This is a genomic window from Streptomyces sp. NPDC103540 (assembly GCF_055584445.1).
The window spans coordinates 285,097-306,170 of the sequence record NZ_JBVJMA010000009.1 but is presented as its reverse complement, the minus strand read 5'-3'; the positions used below and the strand labels follow the sequence as shown (position 1 = coordinate 306,170).

Annotated in this window: 17 protein-coding genes; 10 read left to right on the top strand and 7 right to left on the bottom strand. The window is 74.0% G+C overall.

Going from position 1 to position 21,074, the window contains the following annotated elements:
• Positions 1-105: 105 nt before the first annotated feature.
• Positions 106-2,478 carry a bifunctional serine/threonine-protein kinase/ABC transporter substrate-binding protein gene (locus ACZ6ZI_RS23415; protein WP_469523891.1) on the top strand — a complete coding sequence of 791 codons (2,373 nt, stop codon included), beginning with the start codon at positions 106-108 and terminating at the stop codon, positions 2,476-2,478.
• 76 nt (positions 2,479-2,554) lie between these two features.
• On the opposite strand, the gene ACZ6ZI_RS23410 is transcribed toward ACZ6ZI_RS23415, so the two are convergent.
• From ACZ6ZI_RS23410 to ACZ6ZI_RS23400, 3 genes are all read right to left on the bottom strand, one after another.
• Positions 2,555-2,932 (bottom strand): STAS domain-containing protein, encoded by a 378-nt coding sequence (locus ACZ6ZI_RS23410; protein WP_469523889.1) that lies wholly within the window; start codon positions 2,930-2,932, stop codon positions 2,555-2,557.
• The gene (locus ACZ6ZI_RS23405) at positions 2,929-4,014 is read right to left on the bottom strand and encodes a cobalamin B12-binding domain-containing protein (protein WP_469524015.1); all 1,086 of its coding nucleotides are present in this window, start codon (positions 4,012-4,014) and stop codon (positions 2,929-2,931) included. The genes ACZ6ZI_RS23410 and ACZ6ZI_RS23405 overlap by 4 nt, the downstream gene beginning before the upstream one ends.
• Before the next feature lie 113 nt (positions 4,015-4,127).
• Positions 4,128-5,711 carry a PP2C family protein-serine/threonine phosphatase gene (locus tag ACZ6ZI_RS23400; RefSeq protein WP_469524014.1) on the bottom strand — a complete coding sequence of 528 codons (1,584 nt, stop codon included), beginning with the start codon at positions 5,709-5,711 and terminating at the stop codon, positions 4,128-4,130.
• Between the two features lie 308 nt (positions 5,712-6,019).
• Between ACZ6ZI_RS23400 and ACZ6ZI_RS23395 the strand changes: the two genes are divergently transcribed.
• From ACZ6ZI_RS23395 to ACZ6ZI_RS23380, 4 genes are all read left to right on the top strand, one after another.
• Positions 6,020-6,367: an STAS domain-containing protein gene (locus ACZ6ZI_RS23395; protein ID WP_469523888.1), complete on the top strand. Its 348-nt coding sequence runs from the start codon at positions 6,020-6,022 to the stop codon at positions 6,365-6,367.
• A gap of 67 nt (positions 6,368-6,434) precedes the next feature.
• The gene (locus ACZ6ZI_RS23390; protein ID WP_469523886.1) at positions 6,435-6,863 is read left to right on the top strand and encodes an ATP-binding protein; all 429 of its coding nucleotides are present in this window, start codon (positions 6,435-6,437) and stop codon (positions 6,861-6,863) included.
• A gap of 72 nt (positions 6,864-6,935) precedes the next feature.
• Complete coding sequence (locus ACZ6ZI_RS23385) at positions 6,936-7,235, top strand: DUF3253 domain-containing protein (RefSeq protein WP_469523885.1); 300 nt, start codon at positions 6,936-6,938, stop codon at positions 7,233-7,235.
• A gap of 102 nt (positions 7,236-7,337) precedes the next feature.
• Entirely contained in the window at positions 7,338-9,104 is a 1,767-nt protein-coding gene (locus ACZ6ZI_RS23380; RefSeq protein ID WP_469523884.1) for a BCCT family transporter, read from the top strand.
• A 93-nt stretch (positions 9,105-9,197) separates the two neighbouring features.
• Here the strand turns inward: ACZ6ZI_RS23380 and ACZ6ZI_RS23375 are convergent, their stop codons facing one another.
• From ACZ6ZI_RS23375 to ACZ6ZI_RS23365, 3 genes are all read right to left on the bottom strand, one after another.
• Positions 9,198-10,457 carry an arginine deiminase gene (locus ACZ6ZI_RS23375; protein ID WP_469523882.1) on the bottom strand — a complete coding sequence of 420 codons (1,260 nt, stop codon included), beginning with the start codon at positions 10,455-10,457 and terminating at the stop codon, positions 9,198-9,200.
• Positions 10,458-10,508: 51 nt separating this feature from the next.
• A complete protein-coding gene (locus ACZ6ZI_RS23370) occupies positions 10,509-11,963 on the bottom strand; it encodes a basic amino acid/polyamine antiporter (RefSeq protein WP_469523881.1) in 1,455 nt (484 codons plus the stop codon).
• 96 nt (positions 11,964-12,059) lie between these two features.
• Positions 12,060-14,267 (bottom strand): SpoIIE family protein phosphatase, encoded by a 2,208-nt coding sequence (locus ACZ6ZI_RS23365; protein WP_469523880.1) that lies wholly within the window; start codon positions 14,265-14,267, stop codon positions 12,060-12,062.
• A 444-nt stretch (positions 14,268-14,711) separates the two neighbouring features.
• Here ACZ6ZI_RS23365 and ACZ6ZI_RS23360 point away from each other — a divergent pair, with 444 nt between their 5' ends.
• Positions 14,712-14,924 (top strand): hypothetical protein, encoded by a 213-nt coding sequence (locus ACZ6ZI_RS23360; RefSeq protein ID WP_469523879.1) that lies wholly within the window; start codon positions 14,712-14,714, stop codon positions 14,922-14,924.
• Positions 14,925-15,195: 271 nt separating this feature from the next.
• Here ACZ6ZI_RS23360 and ACZ6ZI_RS23355 read toward each other — a convergent pair whose 3' ends face one another.
• Positions 15,196-15,855 carry a TetR/AcrR family transcriptional regulator gene (locus ACZ6ZI_RS23355; RefSeq protein WP_469523878.1) on the bottom strand — a complete coding sequence of 220 codons (660 nt, stop codon included), beginning with the start codon at positions 15,853-15,855 and terminating at the stop codon, positions 15,196-15,198.
• A 177-nt stretch (positions 15,856-16,032) separates the two neighbouring features.
• Between ACZ6ZI_RS23355 and ACZ6ZI_RS23350 the strand changes: the two genes are divergently transcribed.
• The 4 genes from ACZ6ZI_RS23350 to ACZ6ZI_RS23335 all read left to right on the top strand — a co-directional run bounded on the left by ACZ6ZI_RS23350 (position 16,033) and on the right by ACZ6ZI_RS23335 (position 21,065).
• Positions 16,033-17,151 (top strand): serine hydrolase domain-containing protein, encoded by a 1,119-nt coding sequence (locus ACZ6ZI_RS23350; RefSeq protein ID WP_469523877.1) that lies wholly within the window; start codon positions 16,033-16,035, stop codon positions 17,149-17,151.
• 274 nt (positions 17,152-17,425) lie between these two features.
• A complete protein-coding gene (locus tag ACZ6ZI_RS23345) occupies positions 17,426-18,775 on the top strand; it encodes a discoidin domain-containing protein (protein ID WP_469523876.1) in 1,350 nt (449 codons plus the stop codon).
• Positions 18,775-20,085, top strand: a complete 1,311-nt coding sequence (locus ACZ6ZI_RS23340) for an MFS transporter (RefSeq protein WP_469523875.1) — start codon at positions 18,775-18,777, stop codon at positions 20,083-20,085. Before ACZ6ZI_RS23345 ends, ACZ6ZI_RS23340 begins: the two co-directional genes overlap by 1 nt.
• Entirely contained in the window at positions 20,082-21,065 is a 984-nt protein-coding gene (locus ACZ6ZI_RS23335) for a hypothetical protein (RefSeq protein WP_469523873.1), read from the top strand. Before ACZ6ZI_RS23340 ends, ACZ6ZI_RS23335 begins: the two co-directional genes overlap by 4 nt.
• The last annotated feature ends 9 nt before the right edge of the window (positions 21,066-21,074 follow it).

Sequence of the window (21,074 nt, the reverse complement as noted above, 5' to 3'; positions counted from 1 at the left end):
CGGAACCACGGCGGTGACGGGCGGTCCGGAAGCGGGTGTTCCGAGGGGTGGGATCACGCCACGGATTCCGCACCCGATCGGCTCGGCAGCCCCTAGAGTGTGCGCGTGAGCGAGCAGAATCCCGAACTCATCGCCGGCCGATACCAGCTGGTCGAACGCATCGGCCAGGGCGGTATGGGCCGCGTGTGGCGCGGCCTCGACCGGCACCTCTTCGGGCGCGAGGTCGCGATCAAGGAGATCGTCTTCCCGCCGGGACTCGACGACGCCGACCGCGCCGCGCTGCTGCGGCGGTTCACCGGCGAGGCCCGCGCCGCGGTCACCCTCAGCCACCCCGGGATCATCACCATCCACGACGTCGTCGAGCACGACGGCGCCCCCGTCATCGTCATGGAACTGGTCCGGGGCCGCTCCCTGGCCGCCGCCATCCGCGACGACGGGCCCCTGCCCGTGCGCCGGGTCGCCGAGATCGGCGCCGCCGTGCTCGACGCGTTGGCCGAGGCGCACCGGGCACGGATCGTCCACCGCGACATCAAGCCGGACAACGTGCTCCTCACCAAGGACCGCGTCGTCCTGACCGACTTCGGCATCGCCCACCTCGCGGACGCCACGACCCGGCTGAGCCACAGCGGGACCGTCATCGGCACGCCCCACTACATGCCGCCGGAGCAACTGGAGGGCAAGCGGCCCACTCCCGCCAACGACCTGTGGGCACTCGGCGCGACGCTCTACCACGCCGTGGAGGGACGCCCGCCCTTCGACGCGGAAGGGCTCCACGCCCTGGCCGTGGCCGTCTTTACCCGACCGCACCGGCCGGCGGTCCACGCCGGCCCGCTCGCACCGGTGTTGGACGCGCTGCTCACCAAGGACCCGGACCGGCGCGTCGACGCCGACCGGGCGGCCGAGATGCTGGCATCGGTCCTGCGGTCCACCACCCCCGCCCCCGCCCACGGTCCGTCCGCCGGACCGGAGTCCGACCCCGCACCCGCCTCCCCCCGCGCCCCGGACCCGCGCGCGAGCCACTCCGGGGCGACACCGGACGCCGCGCCGGCCACCCCGGACCCCACACCCACATCCTCGCGGCGGCAGCCGGAGCCCCCGCCCCGAGCGACGCCGGCGACGCCGGCCGCGCCGACCCGGACGCCGACCGTCCTCGACCCCGCCGGAGCGACCCCGGTGGTGTCGAACGGGACGGAGGACGGCGAGGGCCTCCCCGCCGGGCGGCGGCCCCCGGCCCGACGCTCCGTGGTCCTGGCCGCGGTGCTCGCCACCCTCGCGACGGGCTCCCTCCTGACCTGGACCCTCACCCGTGACGAGGACGCGCCCCACGGCGGGGCGGCCGGCAACGGTTCGGCGGCCTCCGCCGTCACCGTGGTGATCGGGGTGGACGCACCGCTCAGCGGCGGCCTGTCCGCCCTGGGCGCCGGCATGAGGAACTCCGCCGAACTCGCGGCCCGCACCGCCAACGAGGCCGGGCACGTTCCCGGCGTGAAGTTCGAGATCAAGGCCCTGGACGACGCCGCGGACCCCGCGAAGGGCGCCTCCAACGCCGCCCGCTTCGTGTCCGACGAGAAGGTGATCGGGGTCGTCGGCCCCCTGAACTCCGGTGTCGCCAAGACCTTCCTCCCGCCGCTCGCGCGGGCGGACATGGCCGTCGTGTCGCCCGGCAACACCGACCCCGTGCTCACCCTGGGACCCGACTGGGCCGCGGGCACCATCACGCGGCCCTACCCCACCTATTTCCGCACCGTCGCGACCGACGTCGACCAGGGTCCCTTCGCCGCCCGCTACCTGCACGGCCAGGCGAAGAGGACCAGGCTGTACGTGGTGGACGACGCGAGCGCCCACGGCACCGCCCTCACCTCCGGCCTCACGGCCGAGTTCACGAAGCTCGGCGGGACCGTCGTCGGCACCGAGCAGGTCGACCCCGCCGAGCGCGCCTTCGCGGGCCTCGCGGAACGGGTGCGCTCCTCGCAGGCCGACGCCGTCTACTTCGGCGGCTACCACGACACCGCCGCGCCGCTCTCCCGGCAGCTGGAGCAGGCGGGCGTGACGGCCCCCCTGATGGGCGGCGACGGCATCTTCGACCGGCAGTACCTCACGGCGAACCCGCACGCCGAGGGCGACCTCGCGACCAACATCGGCGTGCCCGCCGAGGATTCGGCGGCCGGGCGGGACTTCCTGGCCCGCTACGGAGGGGCGGGCTTCCAGGAAGCGGCCGGCTGGTACGGGCCGTACGCCTACGACGCGACCTGGAGCCTCATCGAAGCGGTCAAGGCGGTCGTGGCGGCGAACGGCGGCACCCTTCCCGGGGATGCCCGCGGGCGACTGCCCGCCGCCGTGGCCCGCCTGGGCTTCGACGGGGTCACGGGACGCGTCGCCTTCGACGGCAGCGGGGACACGCTCGATCGCCGGCTGACGGTGTACACGGTCAAGGGCGGGAGCTGGGCCGCCGTGCCGAACGCGCGCCCGGCCCGCTGAAGCCGAGGTCGCCACCCGGCCGCCCGCCAGGCCCCGGCAGTCGCCCGCCAGGCCCCGACCGGTGACCGTCTCGACGTCAGACGGACGTCTCCGGCCCCCGGGAACGGGCGGACCGCACGCCCGGCGCCGTCAGGTGTTCCAGGGTCCCGGTGACCTCCAGGAGCCGGTTCAACTGCACGGTCCGGCCGTCGAGGTGAAGCCCCGCACCGACCGCGTCGGTGCGGCGCCGGACCATCAGCAGCGCGGCCAGACCGCTGGAGTCGACACCGGTCAGCCCGGTGAAGTCCAGCCGCAGGTGCCGCATCGGTCGGTGCTCGGCGAGCACCCGGTCCACCACGTCGAGGAGCCGGTCCGTGAAGAGGTGGTCGAGGTCGCCGCGCAGCTCGACGCGCACGGTGCCCTGCGAGGCGGAGCACGTGAGGCTGAGCGGGGAGGAGTGGGGAAGGCTCGTCATTCTGGGATCCCGGCGGCGGTGTGGGGGGTACGGGTCAGGCGGGCGCTGCCGGCCCGCAGGGCGGAGCGGGCGCGGGGGAAGTCGTGGAGCTCGCGTCCGAGCAGGTCCAGGGCCGGCACGAGGGATCCGGCCGGGACGCCCCGGGAGCGCAGGACTTCGGCGGTCCACAGCAGGAACCCGCAGAACAGTTCCTCGTCACCGGTGTACAGCGCGGTGGCCAGGAACTCGACGATGTGCGCGAGGTCCTCGGCGGTCCGCTCGCGCTGCGCCTGCGTGTACGCGCGCATCGCCGGAAAGGCCTCCTCCAGCCGCCCGAACACGGCGCGCACCAGCCGGGGTCGGTTGCGGGCGACCAGCGTGTACTCCTGGTCCTTCAGGTGGGGCAGGTCGTCGATGGCCTGGTGGCCGGCTCGGGGGCGGGGCAGCGGTCCGGCGGCGAGCGCGTCCGCGGCGGACCGGGCGTCCGGGGCCCACGCGTCCGCGCCCAGCAGCCGGGCGTAGCGGCCGTCGGCACCGAAGGCGGCGCCGCCGACGATCACGGGGGTGCCGACGGCCTGGCAGGCGGTGATGGTCGCGTGCGCGGCCGGCAGCCGGGTCGCGAGGGATCCGGACAGCGCCACCGCGTCCGGGCCGGTGCGGTGCAGGTGCGCGACGAGGTGCGGGGCGGGGACCTGTGCGCCGAGGTAGTCGACGTGCCAGCCCCGCAGCCGCAGGACCTCGGCCAGCAGCCGGGCCGGCAGGGCGTGCCATTCGCCGTCCACGCAGGCCACCGTGACACGGCCGCGCCCCGCCACCGGGCGGGCCGCGGCGCGCAGCGCGAGGGCGGCGACGGCCCGGTCGTTGATGGCCGTCGCGGCGTGCTCCTGGGCGACGGTGAGCCGGTTCGCCGCCCACTCGCTGCCGACGCGGCCCTGGACGGCGGCGATGACGTCGAGCAGGAGGTCCTCGGCCCGCGCGCCCTCGTCCAACGCGCGCAGCAGCGTGGCGACCGTGGCGGCCTCGTCGAGGGCCGTCACCGACTCCCACACGCGCGCGAGGAGCCGTTCCGTGCCGGGAGCGGGACGGGGCGCGTGCGAGGGCACCGCGCCGTCGTGCGCCGGGTCGTGTGCGGTGTCGTGCCCGGTGCCGGGGGTCGTGTCGTGGGTCGTGTCGTGGGTCGTACCGCGCACCGTGCCCCGCGCCGTGTCGTGAGCGCTCACGCGGTGAACCGCCCGCGGGTGTGGCCGTCGACGGCACTGAGGTGGTTGGTGCGGGGCGCCGCGATCACCACGAGCGCCATGTCGTCGTGCCGACCCGTGCCCACCCACCGCGAGGTCAGCATCTGCACGTGCTCCACCACCGCCTCCGCGGGCATCGCCGCGCACTGCGACAGGGCGCGGTGAAGCCGTTCCTCCCCGAACATCGCGCCACCCATCGGTCCGCCCCGCGCCTCGCTGATGCCGTCGGTGTAGAGCACGCAGGTGTCACCGGGGGACAGGGTCACCGAGGCCGTCTCCGTGGAGATCTCGGGCAGCGCGCCGACGAGCGTGCCCTTCGTGGGGGCCTCCTCCACCCGGCCGTCGGAGCGCAGGATCAGCGGAGCGGGGTGCCCGGCGCTCGTCAGGCGCAGCCGCACCGCGTTGCCGTCGCGCGTCGCGGAGGCCAGCACCATGGTGGCGAAGCGGGTGCTGTCGGAGTTCAGCAGCGAGGTGTTCAGCAGGCTCAGCATCCGGTGGTGGTCGTCGGCCATGGGCAGCAGGGCGTGCAGGGTGTTGCGGATCTTGCCCGTCATCACCGCCGCCTCCAGCCCCTTGCCGCAGACGTCCCCGAGGACGACCAGCGAGGCGTCGCCCTCGCGGGTGGCCGGATGGACGTCGTAGAAGTCCCCGCCGACCCGCTCGTGGTCCTTCGACGGCCGGTAGCCGCCCGCGTACTCGACGCCGGAGACCTGGTGCAGCGACGGGGGCAGCAGCTCCCGCATCAGCGTGTCGGTGATCGACGCCTGCTCCGAGTAGAGCCTGGCGGCCGACATGGCCGCCCCCGCGCGGGCGGCGAACAACCGGGCGAAGACCTCCTCGCCCTCCGTGAAGGCGCTCGCCCCGTCGCGACGCAACAGGACCAGGGCGCCCGCGGGGACCCCGTGCCCGGGCAGCGGCGTGATCACGATCGATCCGACGGCGCCGAACCCCTCGGGCACCAGCCAGTCCGGCGCCGCGGACGGGTCCAGCCACCGGGAGGGGACGGGCGGGAACCCCTGGAGCGCCTCGGCCAGACCCGGTACCTCCTCGGGGGCGACGGCCGCGCGGGACACCGTCAGGCCGCCGCCGCGCAGGCAGGAGACGACGGGCAGTTCGGCCCCGTGCGCCGGGGCGATCACCAGGGCCGCGTCGGCGAGGTGGTCGGCCGCCATCTGCGCGGTCACGTCCATGCACCGGCCGAGGTTGAGCGAGGACAGCAGCAGGTTGGAGGAGCGGACCAGGAATGCGGTGCGTTCGCGCTCCGCCCGTAGGGCCTCGCGCGCCAGGCGGTGGTGGGTGTCGTCGACCAGCCACCACACGACCGTCCCGTCGTCACACCGGGTCGGATGCGCCTCGTACGAGCGCTCGCCGACGGCCCCCCGGACCTCCTGCGCCCCGGCGAGCGACCCCCGCGCGGGCGGGACGGCGGCGTAGCGCGCGTGCGCCGAGGTCAGCCACCCCGGCACCGCGTCCGCGAGGGGCGAACCGGGGAGGGCGCGCGGGAACACCAGCCGGGCCGGGTCGTTGACCTGGACGACGACCGCCCGGAGGTCCACCACCAGAGCGGGGTAGGGGGCCTGACTCCACGGCAGGCCCGCGACGGAAGAGCCGGGCGTCGTCTCGGTGGAAGGAACCAATCGTTGAAGGCCCGCTGCGCGAACCCCTCACCTCTTCATCGCGTTTCGTCACGTCGGAAAGTGACCGGAGAAACCATTGTCCTGCGGCAACCATCCTCCATCCGCCCTCCCCCTCGCAACCGCGCGCGGCCGGGACGCCGTGTCGAGCCGTCCCTCCCGCGGGTGACGAACGGCCGTGCGGCACTCGCGGGAGGGGGTCGCGCCGGCCGCGCACGATGTAGGAGGATGTCCCGGTGAGTGGAGAGGGAGCGGTCGTCGCCACGACGACGGACCGGGACGTGGCGGTCATCAGCCTGCGCGGAGAGGTCGACGAGGACCACGCGCCCCGGTTGGCGGGCGCCCTCGCGCAGGCCGCGTCCAGGGGTCCCCGGCGCACCGTGGTCGACCTCTCCAGGACCCGCTTCGCGGACTCCTCCGTGCTGCACGCGCTGCTCGACGCCCAGCGAGCCCACACGGCCGCGGGGGCCACGCTCGTCCTCGCCGGTCCCTTCCACACGGCCGTCCGGCGACTGTTCGAGGTCACCGGCTCCGCGTCCGTGTTCCGCATGGCGGACAGCCTGGAGACCGCGATGACATGCTGAGCACCGACCCCCGTCCCCGAACGGGCCGGCGCGGTACGACGCGCCGACCATGGGCAGGCGATGACGCATGAACCCACCCCGCCCGCCCTTCGACTCCCCGCACGACCCGCGGTCGCGGCGGGGGGACACCCCCCGGCCCCCCGGCCCGCCCGACTCCGCGGCCGCCGCCCGCCAGAGGGTGTGCGAGCTGCTGCTGCGGGCCGGCGTCGGCCTCGACAGCGTCATGGCCGCGGACGCCCTGCTCGTCACCTCGGAACTGGTCACCAACGCCATCCGCCACGGCGGCGGCATCACCCACTTCCGCGCCGACGTCGCGGGCGACGTCCTGCGCCTGGCGGTCGGTGACGCGAACCCACGACTGCCCGTTCCCAGGACGGGCACCGCCGACAATCCGGGCGGATTCGGCTGGCCGCTCATCCGACGCCTGAGCGATCACGTCGCCTGCGACGCGCGCCCCGACGGCAAGACCATCACCACGGCCCTCCGCCTCGCCTGACCCGGAGCGGGCCGCGGAGCCGGTCGCGGAGCGTGAGCCGGGCCGGGCGCGTCCCGGTGCCACACTGGAGGGGTGACCGACCACGGGCGGCAGACGCGACGGCTCCTGGAGCGGGCCATCACGGAGCTGCTGGACCACCGCGCCCCCGGCGCCACGATCTGCCCGTCCGACGCCGCCCGGGCGGTGTACACGGGCGACGACGAGGGGTGGCGGGCCCTGATGGAACCGGCCCGCGGCGCGGCGCGCCGCCTGGTGGAGGCCGGCGAGGTGGAGATCACCCAGGGTGGCCGACCCGTCGACCCGTCGAAGGCGCGCGGCCCCGTGCGCATCCGCCGCGCTCGCCCGACGTCACCCGGGCGGCCCAACCCCTGACGGGGGTCGACCGTCGGAGGCCTGTTGGTCCCGGGACCCGCGCACGCGCCGTGATACGGAGGGCGGAGGCGTTTGTACCCGTGATCGCGAGAGGTGCGGCCCGTGTCCGACGAGCAACGCAAGCGGGGACAGAGACGGCGACTGCCCGTGAAGGCGGCCCTGCCCGGCCGTCATCCGCACGAGGACGAGGAGGCCGTCACCGACCGGATCGTCTTCGGCGTGACGGCCGCCCTGACCCTGGGCTTCGTCATCTGGGGCGTCACGGCCACCGACAGCCTGGAGCGGGTCTCCGACACCCTGCTGAACGGCCTGATGCACAACGCCGGCTGGGCGTTCGTCCTGGTCGCCTCCGGGTTCGTCGTGTTCGCGCTCTGGCTCGCCATCAGCCGGTACGGGCGGATCGAGCTGGGTCAGGAGCACGAGAAGCCGGAGTTCAGCACCGTCTCCTGGGTCGCGATGATGTTCAGCGCCGGCATGGGCATCGGCCTGATGTTCTACGGCGTCAGCGAACCCCTCGCGCACTACGCCGACCCGCCGCCGGGCACCGACCCCGCCGACTCGGCCGACGCCATGCAGACGGCTCTGGCCACCACCCTCTTCCACTGGACGCTGCACCCGTGGGCCATCTACGCCGTCGTCGGCCTAGCCATCGCGTACAGCACCTTCCGCCGCCGCAGGCGGCAGACGATCAGCGCCGTCTTCGTCCCGCTCCTCGGGGAGAGGCGCGCCGAGGGCGCCCCCGGCCGCGTCATCGACATCCTGGCGATCTTCGCCACGCTGTTCGGCTCCGCCACGTCCCTGGGACTGGGCGCGCTCCAGATCGGCAGCGGCATGCACGAGGTGGGCTGGCTGGAGAAGGCCGGCACCGGCCTGCTCGTCGCCGTCATCGGGGTGTTGACCGTCTGCTTCGTCTTCTCCGCCGTGTCCGGTGTCGAGAAGGGCATCCAGTGGCTCTCCAACATCAACATGGTGCTGGCCGTCGTCCTCGCCGTCTTCGTGTTCGTCGTCGGCCCCACCATCCTGGTCCTCGACCTCATCCCCACCTCCCTCGCCGCCTACTTCGACGAGCTGCCCCAACTGGTCGGCCGCACCGAGGCGTCCACGGGCGGCGGTGACGTCGCCGACTGGCTGAGCAGTTGGACGGTCTTCTACTGGGCCTGGTGGATCTCCTGGACGCCGTTCGTCGGCATGTTCATCGCCCGCATCAGCCGGGGCCGTACGATCCGCCAGTTCGTCGGCGGGGTCATCCTGGTGCCCAGCACCGTGAGCCTGGTCTGGTTCGCGGTCTTCGGTGGCACGGCCATGCGTCTGAAGGAACAGGGAGAACTCGGCGCCGCGACCACGCCCGAGGCGCAACTCTTCGGCGTGCTCCAGGAGTTCCCCATCGCCGGTGTGATGAGCCTGCTCGTGATGGTCCTCGTCGGCGTCTTCTTCGTCTCCGGCGCCGACGCGGCCTCGATCGTGATGGGCACGCTCTCCCAGAAGGGCACGTTCGAACCGGGCCGGTGGGTCGTCGTCTTCTGGGGCGTGGTCACCGGTGGCGTGGCGGCCGTGATGCTGCTCGTCGGCCAGGGCAAGGGCGACGCCCTGGAAGGCCTGCAACACCTGACGATCCTCGTCGCGGCGCCGTTCGTCCTCGTCATGATCGGCATGTGCTGGGCCCTCCTGAGGGACCTGCGCCGGGACCCGCTGATCGTCCGTGTCGAACTCGCCGAGGAGGCGGTGGAGGAGGCCGTGATCGCGGGCCACGAGAAGTACGCGGGAGGTTTCGAACTGCGCATCGGCCCGGCAGGGGACACGCCCCCCGCGGAGCCGAGGGACGAGGACCGCGACCGCGAGGACCCGCCGAACCCGCCGCCCGCCCCCTGAACGGACGGACCCGCGGGCCCACGGACCTCCGGGCGGCGGTCGGCGGTCGGCGAGACGGTCCACCGGCCGGGCGCCGCGGGCGGGACCGCGCCGTCAGAAGGTGACGGCGTCGCGGATGATCGGGCAGGTCATGCAGTGGCCGCCGCCGCGTCCTCGCCCGAGTTCGGCTCCGACGATGGTGATGACCTCGACGCCCGCCTTGCGGAGCAGGGTGTTGGTCGTCGTGTTGCGGTCGTACGTGAAGACCACCCCGGGTTCCAGGGCGACGGCGTTGTTGCCGCTGTCCCACTGCTGCCGCTCGGAGGCGTAGACGTCACCGCCGGTCTCGATCACCCGCAGCCCGGGGAGGCCGAGGCCCTTGGCGACGACCTCGACGAAGGGACGACTCCCCTCGTCCGTGATGTGGACGCCGGTCGGCGCGTCACCGGGGCGCAGCGAGAAGGTGTGCACCGCGTCCATGATGGTGGGATAGAGGGTGACGATGTCCCGGTCGGCGAAGGTGAACACGGTGTCGAGGTGCATGGCGGCCCGGAGCTTGGGCATGCCGGCGACGATGACGTGTTCGGCCGCGCCGCCCCGGAACAGGGAGGCGGCGACCTGGGTGATGGCCTGGCGGGAGGTGCGCTCGCTCATGCCCATCAGGACGACGCCGTTTCCGACGGGCATGATGTCGCCGCCCTCGAAGGTGGCCTGGCCCCAGGACCGCTCGGGATCCCCCCACCAGACGGTGGAGTCCTTGAAGTCGGGGTGGAAGGTGTAGACGGCCTTCATCAGGAGGGTCTCGTCGTGCCGGGCCGGCCAGTACAGCGGGTTGAGGGTGACGCCGCCGTACAGCCAGCAGGTCGTGTCCCGGGTGTAGAGGGTGTTGGGCAGGGGAGGCATCAGGTACTCCCGCGCGCCCGTGCCCTCGCGGGCGAGTGCGACGTACGGGGGTCGGTAGTCGTCGGGCAGGTCGGCGGTGGCCAGTCCGCCGATCAGGAAGTCGGCCAGCTCGCGGGAGGTGAGCGTCTCCAGGAAGGCCCGGGTGGTGTCGAGCAGTCCCAGGCCCACCTCGTTGGCGGTGATCTTGCGATCGAGGAGCCAGGCGCGGGCCTCGGGGATCTCCATCGTCCGCGCCAGCAGGTCGTGGAGCTCGACGACCTCGACGCCGCGCTGCGTGAGCTTGTTGACGAAGTCCGCGTGGTCGCGCTGGGCGTTCTCCACCCACATCACGTCGTCGAAGAGGAGGTCGTCGGCGTTGGTCGGCGTGAGCCGCCGGTGCGCGAGTCCGGGCGCGCAGACCAGGACCTTGCGGAGCCTGCCGACCTCGGAGTGGACGCCGAAGGCGGGCGGGGCGGGGCTGTCGGTGTTCAACTCGTCGCATCTTTCGGTCGTCGGGTACGGCGGAGACGGGGGCGGGTCCGGTCAGAGCTCGATCCAGCCGAGGGCGAGGGCGAGTACGCCCAGGGCCGCTCCGGCCACCGAGACGGCGCAGATGACGGCCTCGCGGGCGGAGAACACCCGGCGGTTCTGCTCGCGCCGGGCCTTGGCGAACAGGAAGGTGGCCGGGGCGTAGAGGAGGAAGGACACCAGGACGAACTTGAGGCCGGCGGCGAACAGCAGGAAGGCCGTGTAGAGGGTGGCCAGTACGGCGACCACCAGTTCCGGTCGCGTGCCGCGTCCGACGGTCCCGGCGCCGCCCCGTCCCGCGGCGATCTTCACGGCGAAGCCGGCGGCGAGCAGGAAGGGGATCAGGCTCAGCGCGCTGGTCAGGTCGAGCGCGAAGGTGAAGGCGTCGTCGGAGAACATCGTCACGACCAGGACGATCTGGCTCAGCGAGGTGCTCATCAGCAGCGCGTTGGCCGGTACGTCCGCCGCGGTGGCCCGCCCCAGGAAGCGGGGCATGTCGTTGTCCTTCGCGGCGACGAACAGCACCTCCGCGGCCATGAGCGTCCAGGCGAGGTAGGCGCCCAGGACCGAGACGATCAGGCCCACGCTGACGAAGACCTGCCCCCACGTGCCGACGGCGTGCTGGAGGACCCCGGCCATGGAGGGTTGGCGGAGTTCGGCGATCTCGGCCATCGGCATGATGCCGTAGGAGACGATGGTGACGGAGGCGAAGACGGCGAAGACGCTGAGGAATCCCAGGATCGTGGCCCGCCCGACGTCCTCCCGGCGCCGGGCGTGGCGGGAGTAGACGCTGGCCCCCTCCACGCCGAGGAAGACGAAGACGGTCGCCAGCATCGTGCCCCGCACCTGGTTGAACAGCGAGCCCGCGTAGTCGGCGCCGCCCCAGTTGGCCGCGAACACCTCCGCGTCGAGGTAGAAGAGCGCGATCAGCACGAAGACCAGGATGGGCACGATCTTCGCGACGGTCACGATCCTGTTGATCGCCGCGGCTTCCTTGACCCCCCGGCGGATGAGGAGGAAGAAGCACCACAGGCCGACCGAGGACAGCACGACGGCGAGCAGGGTGTCGCCGTCGCCCAGCGCGGGCCACACCGCGCCGATCGTCGACATGATGAGCACCCAGTAGGTGACGTTGCCGACGCAGGCGCTCGCCCAGTAGCCGAACGCCGAGAAGAACCCGAGGTACTCGCCGAAGCCGGCCTTGGCGTAGGCGTACACGCCGGCGTCGAGGTCGGGCCTGCGGACGGCGAGGGTCTGGAAGACGAAGGCGAGCATCAGCATGCCCGTGCCGGCGATCGCCCAGGCGATCAGGGCGCCCGCGACACCGGTCTCCTGGGCGAAGCGGCGCGGCAGTGAGAAGACGCCGGCGCCGACCATGGAGCCGACCACCATCGCGGTCAGCGTCACCAGCGTCAGCTTCACGGCCGGCGGGCCCCCGGCCGGCGCGGCCTTGGCTTCAACGTCGCTCATGGCTTCCTTCGTGCGGGCCCATCGGTCACGGGTCAGACGCAATGTATCCACAAGAGGAAGGAATCAGGCATATTGCCGGTTCGGGGTGCGGGCGCGTCAGCCCACATGGCGCCTTCCGCCGACCCCGCCGGCACCCACGGTCCCGTCGGGCCCGGTGGTGCGCACCAGGAGCAGGGCGGTGTCGTCGGTGTACCCGCCGGTGGGCCAGGCGCGGCGGATCAGGCGGTCGATCAGCTCCTCGACCCCTTCGCCGTGGTGGTCGGCGAGGTGCCCCGCGAGGTCGGCGGCGATTCGGTCCGGATCGCTCCCGGGGACCTCCACCAGCCCGTCGGTGTACAGCGTGAGGGCGCTTCCCGGCGGCAGGGCGAGTTCGGTGACGGGGTAGGGCGCGCCGATGTCGATGCCGAGCGGCGGGGCGGGGTCGATCCCGACGACCAGCCCCGCCCGCCCCGGCCGGTGCAGGAGGGGCGGTGGATGACCGGCACCGGCCAGGGCGACCCGCCCCCGGGCGAGGTCGATCCGGGCGTACAGGCAGGTGACGAGCAGGTCGGTCCCCAGGCCGATGAGGACCTCGTTGGTGCGGGCCAGGACCCGGTCCGGCGGTGCGCCGGCGGTGGCGCGGATCGCGGTGCGCACCTGGCCCATCAGCGCGGCGGCGGCCACGCTGTGGCCCTCGACGTCGCCGATGACGGCGGCCACGGTGGTGGCGTCGAGTCGGATGACGTCGTAGAAGTCCCCGCCGATGTCCATGCCGCGGCCGGCGGGCAGGTAGCGGGCGGCCATCGTGAGGCCGGGCACGGTCGGCAGGTTGGGGGGCAACAGCGACTCCTGGAGGCCCAGGGCGAGACCGTGCACGGCGTCGTAGAGGCGGGCCCGGTCCAGTGCCTGGGCGATCAGGCCGGTGAGGGAGGTGAGGACCGCCCGTTCGTCGGCGGTGAACGCGTGCGGGCGGTCGTAGGACAGGATGCAGCAGCCGACGGGCCGGCCGGAGACGAGCAACGGCAGGAAGGCCCAGGCCTGTTTGCCGCTCATGAGGGGGGCCCGGGGGAACGCGCGGACCATCGCGTCGACGTCGGCGAAGAACGACGGGATGCCGGTGGACAGGACGTGACCGGCCGGGGTGATGTCGGTGCCCAGGGGCAGGCCGTCGAGACGTTCGACGGCCCGTCGGTCGTAGCCGTGCCAACCGGTGATCTTCAGACGGCCGGCCTCGGCCGCGGAGAGGACGAGGCCGTCCGCGCCGAAGGCGGGCAGGACCTGTCCGGCGACCAGCTCGACGACGTCCCTGACGGCCACGGTCTCCGTCAGGGCGGACGCCAGGTGCAGGAGTTGGTAGAGCCGCCCGGTGTGGGCGGTCGCCGGCGCGGTCGACGAGGGGCGGTCCGGAGGGTCCGGGGGGTCCGGAGGGTCCGGGGGGTCCGGCTCGGGCCGGTCCCCGTCGGGGCGCGTCGCCGCGGTGATGCGGACGCTGATGCCACTGGCGTCGGGGTGGAGCCGGAAGCGCAGGAGGCGGTCCGGGGGCTGTGGGGCGGTGAAGTCGACGGGCTCACGGCTGATGACGGCGGTGCGGTAGTGGTCCTCGACGGAGGGCTGGTCCAGCCAGGGCAGGGACTGCCAGGGCCTGGTCCCCAGCAGGCGGTCCGCGGGCCGGCCGAGGAGCCCGGCCGCCGCACCGTTCACGAAGGTGATCCGGCCCTCCAGATCCAGGGCGAGGGCGCCCTCGGGCAGGCGCTCGGCGTAGTCGGCCGCCGCCTGCGAGGTCCGGCCCGCGTAGGGGTGGGGCTCGGTGAGCGACACCTTCTCGGGCCGCTCGGGCACCCGCGGCGGGTCCGTGCACCGGTCCAGGGCGTGCGCGATGCCCCGCGCCTCGGAGGCGATGTGGCCCCGCTCGCGGCGGGTGGCCTCCGGCGGGTGGGAGGCCGGCCACAGCAGGACCAGGCCGCCCCAGCGGCGGGAACGGCCGGGCAGCGGTGCGGCCGCGAGGGCGAAGCGGTACGGCAGGCTCGCCGCCACCCGCGGGTACGCGCGGGCCATGTCCTCCTGGGAGCCGACCCACACCAGCCGGTCCTCCCGGACGGCGTCACAGACCGGAGCGGCCGCCGCGAGGGGGATCCGGTGCCACGGCCAGGCCACCTCCTCGGGAAGCCCGCACAACACCGCGAGGCCGAGCGACCGGGTGGCCTCGTCCAGCAGGTAGAGGACCCCCGCGGAGGCTCCGGTGCGCCGCACGGTGTCGACCAGCGCGGTGCCGAGCGACCCCGTCCCGCCGGGCCGCTCGCCGAAGCCGGGTACCGCAGCTCGCATACCAGGACCATACGCCGAGAAGCCGGACCCATCCCGCCGCCGGTCGGGGGCCGGCGCCGCCGACCCCTCCCGGATCCTCCGGAGCGGAGACCCGGCGGGACCACCCGAGGGGCCGGCCGCGGTGACGCGGGCGCCGGCGCACGCGGCGGGGGAGTGCGGCTCGCCCGTTCGGCCTACGCCCGGGGGCCTGGCGCGGCGGCGCGGGCCGCCGCGTGGCACGGTGGCAGGGCGACGAGAGTCCACGCGCGCGGGGACCGGCCGGTCGAGGAAGCCCGGCCGGCGGCCCGCGCCGGAGCCGGCCCCCGCCGCCACCCTCGGCGGTGACCCGCCGGGGGATCGGCGACGTGGGCGGCCACCGCCCCTTCTCGGACACCGTCACGCGGGCGGCCACGCCCGCGCCAATTCTCACCCCGCCCGTCCCACTTCCCACGGTTGGAGAACACCGTGCTCGAACGCGAGCCGCTCACTTTCGTCCTGCCCCCCGACGTTCCGCGAGGGGCGGTCGGCGGCGCGGGCCGCTCCCACCGTGCGCGGCCCGCGGTGCCTCCCCGCGCCGGCGCGACGCCGTCCTTCCACTACGTCGCGGCCGGCGACTACTGGTTCGACGACCGGGCCGCCGGCCCGCACCGGGCGACCGCCTCCGACGCACCCGCCTGAGCGCGCCCGGGGCGGGGCCCCGCCCCGCCCCGAAGCGGACGCCGAACGAAGCTCGCCACGCGCGGGGTTCGGCGTCCGTCGTCGGGTCGGCGAACGACGGTCGGCCGGCATCGGTCCTCCGCGTCGACCGCCACCCCGCCGGCTCCCTCGCGGATCCCCGCGCGGCGACTCGCGCGTCTCCCGCGCCGGGACCGCCCCTTCGCCGCGCCCAGGACCGCGCCCAGGAACGCGCCCAGGGTCGTGAACAGTGCCGCCCCGCGCGGTCGGTCTTCTACGCCGGGCCGATCGAGGCCTCGATGCGGGCGAGGTGGGCGGCGAGGATCTCCTCGAACGCGGCGTCGCGGTCCTCACCGAGCGGGCGCACCTCGCGGGCGAAGTGGGCCAGGGCCGGGAAACGCTCGGGGTCCGCGCCCAACACCGCCACGCGGAACAGCTCCATGCCCTGTTCGTGCTCCTCGGGGGTGACGGAGCCGGCCCCGGCCTCGGAGGCGATCAGCGCGGAGATCAGGACCGCGAGCCGGTGGTAGCGCACCGGGATCTCCTCGTCGGGCAGACCTGACGCGCGCAGCGCCTGGAGGGCCTCCTCCATGACCAGTCGGGAACCGGCGCCGCTCGACGCGTAGCGCCCCCAGACGCCGGCGAGCTGGGGCTGTTGCCCGAAGGCCTCCCGAACACGCAGGGCCAGGTCCGTGAGGCGCCGCTTCCAGTCGCCCTCGGGTCGGTGGCCGTCCATCGCGGCCAGCAGGATCCGGTCGGCGACCGCGCGCAGCAGTTCGGTCTTGCTGCGGAAGTGCCGGTAGAGGCTGGAGGAATCGGTCCCCAGGACCGCCGCCAGCTTGCGCACGCTGAACGAATCCGCGTCGCTCGTGCGCAGCATCTCCGCCGCCGCGTCCAGGATCTCCTCGGTCGTCCAACGCCTTCGGCCTGCCATCCCGCTCCTCTCGTCGGCCCTCATCCTAGCGGTGCACTTGGTGTTGCACGCACCGCGTGCATAATGAGGACATGAGCGTGCCGGCGAGCCGGCGCGCCGTTCGTGCCCTGTTGTCCGGGACGGGCGGCCGGTGCGGAGCCCGCCCGCCCGCCCCGGGGATGTGAAAGGACGCATGACGTGCGAAACGCACTGGATCACGCGGCGTTGGACGCCGCCCTCGACCACGTCCACCGCGCCGGGATGCCGGGCCTGTTCGCCGAGGTGCGCGCCGGCGACCGGGTCTGGCGCGGCGCCGCCGGGGTCGCCGACGTCGCCACCGGCCGCCCCGTCACCGCCGACATGCGCCACCGCGTCGGCAGCGTCACCAAGACCTTCACCGCCGTCGCCGTCCTGCGCCTGGTCGAGGGCGGCCGGGTCGATCTCGACGCGCCGATCGGCCGGCACCTGCCGGAACTGGTCCCGGGGGAGCGGGGGGAGGCGATCACGGTGCGGATGCTGCTCGACCACACCAGCGGCCTCGCCGAGTACCTCCCGTACGCCTACCCCTCCCTCAAGGCGTTCCCCGTCCTCGCGGACACCGGACCCGAGAGCCTCGACGACCTTCGGCACACGCGGTTCGACCCCGTCGAGCTGATCGGGATGGGGGTGGCCGCGCCCCCCGTCGGCGTCCCGGGCGGCGGTCCGGGGGTGTACTCGAACACCAACTACCTGCTCCTCGGCCGGCTCCTGGAACGGCTGACCGGCACCACCGCCGAGCGGTACATCACCCGGCACGTCATCGAGCCCGCGGGGCTGCGGGACACGGCCTTCCCCGACGGGCCGCACGTCGAGGGGCCGCACGCGCGGCTCTACGAGGCCTGGTTCGGCATGATCGATCCGCCGCGCGACTACAGCGTCTACGACATGTCCTGGGTGGGGCCGTCGGCCTCGCTGATATCGACCGTGGCGGACCTCAACCGCTTCTACCGGCTGCTGCTGGCCGGTGAGATCGTCGCTCCGGAGTCGCTGGAGCGGATGCGCCGCACGGTGCCCGTGGTCTCCCAGGAGGGGAAGGTGATCGAGTACGGCCTCGGCCTGCACCCGATGGAGGCTCCCGGGCAGGAGGTCTTCTGGGGTCACGGCGGCACCGTCTGGGGCGGCGGAACGTTGGCCATGGCCCGTGCCGACGGGGAGCGCCAGATGGCGGTCGCGGTGAACCTCCAGCGGTGGAACCGGCTCGACGATGCCGGCAGGCCGCAGCCCCACCCCATCGACGAGGCGCTCGCGAGGCTGTACCACCTGGCGATGTACGGCTGACGGGGGGCGGGGCCCGGGCCCGGGGTCGTGGCACAGGCCCCGGGCGTCGGCCCCGTAGGCGAGATCGTCGGACTACTGGTAGGAAACTTTCCTGTCCGCTACGCTCCCGGACGGCGGCCCGACGTCATGCCGTTGCCCAGAATTGGCATGCGCATGGCGTGATCGGCGAGAGCTCCGCCCCGGCCGCCGGGACGCCCTCTCCCGCCCCCGGGCGGGAAAGGGCGTCCCGCACCGGTGTCCCGCACTCGCCGTACTCAGGCCAAGGAGTCCAGGCATGCACCCGTACGCCCCCACCCCCTTACCCCCCTCCGGCCGCCGGCACCGACCGGCCCTCCTCATCGTGACGGTGGTGCTCGCGCTCGCCGCCGGGCTCCTGCTCGCCTGGCCCGGCCGGGCGGGAGCCGTCGCCGACCCGCTCATCTCACGCGGCAGGCCCGCCACCGCCTCCTCCACCGAAAGCTCCTCGCTCGGCGCCGCCAACGCCTTCGACGGCGCCGCCTCCACCCGCTGGGCCAGCGCCGAGGGCAAGGACCCGCAGTGGATCCGCGTCGACCTCGGGGCCGGCGCCACCGTCTCCCGCGTCAAGCTGACCTGGGAGGCCGCCTACGCCAAGGCCTACCGCGTCGAGGTCTCCACCGACGGCACCACCTGGACCCGGATCGCCGAGGAGAAGGCCGGCAACGGCGGCACCGACGACCTCGCCGGCCTCTCCGGCAAGGGCAGGTACCTGCGCGTGTACGGCACCGCGCGCGGCACGGCGTACGGCTACTCCCTCTTCGAGGTCGAGGTCTACGGCACCGCGGACGGAGGGACGCCCCCCGGCGGCGGAGCCTTCACCGTCGTCGCCGCGGGCGACATCGCGGCGCAGTGCACCGCCTCCGACAGCGGCTGCGCGCACCCGAAGACCGCGGCCCTGGCCCGGCAGATCGACCCGAAGTTCTACCTGACGATGGGCGACAACCAGTACGACGACGCCCGGCTCTCCGACTTCCGCGCCTACTACGACAAGAGCTGGGGCGCCTTCAAGGCCAAGACCCGCCCCGTGCCCGGCAACCACGAGACGTACGACCCGGCCGGCGCCCTCGCCGGATACAAGGCGTACTTCGGGAACATCGCCTACCCCCAGGGCAAGAGCTACTACAGCTTCGACGAGGGCAACTGGCACTTCGTCGCCCTCGACTCCAACGCCTTCGACCAGGCCGCCCAGATCGACTGGCTCAAGGCCGACCTCGCCGCGAACACGAAGCAGTGCGTCGCCGCCTACTGGCACCACCCCCTCTTCTCCTCGGGCGGCCACGGCAACGACCCCGTGTCCAAGCCCGTCTGGAAGATCCTCTACGCCGCCAAGGCCGACCTGGTCCTGGGCGGACACGACCACCACTACGAGCGGTTCGCACCGCAGAACCCCGACGGAAAGGCGACCGCCGACGGCATCGTGCAGATCGTCGGCGGCATGGGCGGCGCCGACCCCTACCCGATCGAGGAGGTCCAGCCCAACAGCCAGAAGCGGATCAGCGGCCAGTACGGGGTCCTGAAGCTCGACTTCACGGACTCGGGCTACAGCTGGACCTACGTCGCCACCGACGGCGTCAAGGACACCAGCCCGAAGTACGACTGCCACTGATGTACCTGGCCACCACCGGCCGCCGGGACGCGCCGTCCGCCCCCCTCGGGGCCCGGCGGCGCGTCCCCGCCACCGTCATCGCACTGGGTACCGTCAGCCTGGTCACCGACGTCTCCTCCGAGATGGTCACGGCCGTCCTGCCGCTCTACCTCGTCCTGGGCCTCGGCCTCTCACCGCTCCAGTTCGGCTTCCTGGACGGCGTGTTCAACGCGGCCACCGCGCTCGTGCGGCTCCTCGGCGGCCGCCTCGCCGACCGCGGCGGCCGGCACCGACGGGTCGCCGCCGCGGGCTACCTCCTGTCCGCGCTGTCCCGGCTCGGCCTGCTCCTCGCCGCCGGCTCCACCACGGGCATCGCCGCCTCCCTCGCCGCCGACCGTCTCGGCAAGGGCGTGCGCACCGCCCCGCGCGACGCGCTCATCGCCCTCAGCGTCCCGCCGCAGGACCTCGGCCGCGCGTTCGGCGTGCACCGCGCCATGGACACCACCGGCGCACTGCTCGGCCCGCTCGCCGCCTTCGCCGTCCTGTGGGCCACCGCCGACGCCTACGACGCGGTCTTCGCCGTCAGTTTCTGCACGGGCCTGCTCGGCGTGCTCCTGCTCCTCCTGTACGTCCCCCGCTCGGCCCCCGTCCCCCCGGCGGCCCCCGCCGTCGCGCCCGCCCCGCCCGTCCGCCCGCACCACACCGCCCCGCGCCAGGGGGCGCTGCGCGACCCGGCCTTCCGCCGGATCCTGTACGCCGCCTCACTGCTCGGCGCCGCCACCATCGGCGACTCCTTCCTCTACCTCCTCGTCCAGCGCGGGCTGGACCTGCCGCCCGCGCTGTTCCCCCTGCTGCCGCTCGGCGCCGCCGCCGGATACCTGATCCTCGCCGTCCCCGCCGGTCGGATCGCCGACCGCTTCGGGCGTCGCCTGCCCTTCCTGGCCGGACACCTCGCGCTGCTGGGCGCGTACACCGTCCTGCTGCTCCCCGTCGCCTGGCCGACCGTGTTCCTCGTCCTGGCCCTCCTCGGCGTCTTCTACGCCGCCACCGACGGCGTGCTGATGGCACTGGCCTCTCCCGTCCTGCCCGCACACCGCCGCGCCGGCGGCCTCGCGGTGCTCCAGACCGGCCAGGTCCTGGCCCGACTGCTGGGAGCCGCCGGCTTCGGGGCGGCCTGGACCTACTGGGGACAGGGCCCCGCCCTGGCGGTGGCGGCCCTCGCGCTCGCGGCGGCCCTCGCCGCGGCCTGGCGCATCCTGCCCGGGGCGCGGCCGGGGCCCGCCGGCGACCCCCGTCCCGCGCCCGACCACGACGCCCCGGAGGCACCGTGAACCCCCGAGCGCCACAGCTGCGCCGCATCACCGTCGTCGTCCTCGCCGTGCTCCTGCTCGGAGGCGGTTCCCTCGGCTACGTCCTGCACGCCAGGCACCGGACCCCGCCGACGGCCGCCCCGGACGCGTCGTTCGGCCCGATCGAACCCGGGCTCTACTATCAGGACTCCGCCACCGGACGCGTCGCCCGCCGCGGCGGCGCCACCGGCCCGCCCGTCACGGGAGGCCCCGCCTGCGAGCGCTTCCACGCCGTACCGGAGCGCGCCCTGTGCCTGCGCAAGCTGCCCGGCATCCCGGCCCGCACCCAGGCCCTCGTACTGGACCGACGGCTGGGCGAGGTCAAACGCGTCACCGTGCCCGGGATCCCCAACCGGGCCCGCGTCTCGGCCTCGGGGAACGTGCTGTCCTGGACGACCTTCGCGACCGGCGATTCCTACGCCACGACCGGCTTCTCCACCCGGACCTCCATCCTCGACCTGCGCACCGGCTACCTGATCAAGTCCATGGAGGAGATCCCGCTGACCATCGACGGCGCCCGCCACCACGCCCCCGACGTCAACTACTGGGGCGTCACCTTCGCCTCGGACGACAACCGCTTCTACGCCACGGTCTCGACCAAGGGACGCACCCACCTCGTCGAGGGCGACCTGCGCGCCTGGTCGGCGAAGGCCCTGCGCGTCAACGTCGAATGCCCGTCGCTGTCACCCGACGGCACCCGCGTCGCCTTCAAGAAGAAGGTCACCGACGGCCCCGCACCCTGGCGGCTGTACGTCCTGGACCTGGCGGACCTGCGCGAGCACCCGCTCGCGGAGCCGCGCGGCGTCGACGACCAGGCCGCCTGGCTCGACGACGGCACCATCGGCTACGCCCTCCCGGGCGAGGGAGGACGCGTCTCGGACGTCTGGTCGGTCCCGGCGGACGGCACGGGCGCCCCCCGCCTCCTGGTGCCCGGCGGCTTCTCCCCGGCCGCCGTGCGCTGACCACACCGA

Bases quoted from the DNA above. Each gene is read 5' to 3' on its own strand.
- ACZ6ZI_RS23340 (WP_469523875.1), top strand. From the start codon at position 18,775: ATGTACCTGGCCACCACCGGCCGCCGGGACGCGCCGTCCGCCCCCCTC.
- ACZ6ZI_RS23365 (WP_469523880.1), bottom strand. From the start codon at position 14,267: ATGCGAGCTGCGGTACCCGGCTTCGGCGAGCGGCCCGGCGGGACGGGG.
- ACZ6ZI_RS23370 (WP_469523881.1), bottom strand. From the start codon at position 11,963: ATGAGCGACGTTGAAGCCAAGGCCGCGCCGGCCGGGGGCCCGCCGGCC.
- ACZ6ZI_RS23410 (WP_469523889.1), bottom strand. From the start codon at position 2,932: ATGACGAGCCTTCCCCACTCCTCCCCGCTCAGCCTCACGTGCTCCGCC.
- ACZ6ZI_RS23390 (WP_469523886.1), top strand. From the start codon at position 6,435: ATGAACCCACCCCGCCCGCCCTTCGACTCCCCGCACGACCCGCGGTCG.
- ACZ6ZI_RS23355 (WP_469523878.1), bottom strand. From the start codon at position 15,855: ATGGCAGGCCGAAGGCGTTGGACGACCGAGGAGATCCTGGACGCGGCG.
- ACZ6ZI_RS23345 (WP_469523876.1), top strand. From the start codon at position 17,426: ATGCACCCGTACGCCCCCACCCCCTTACCCCCCTCCGGCCGCCGGCAC.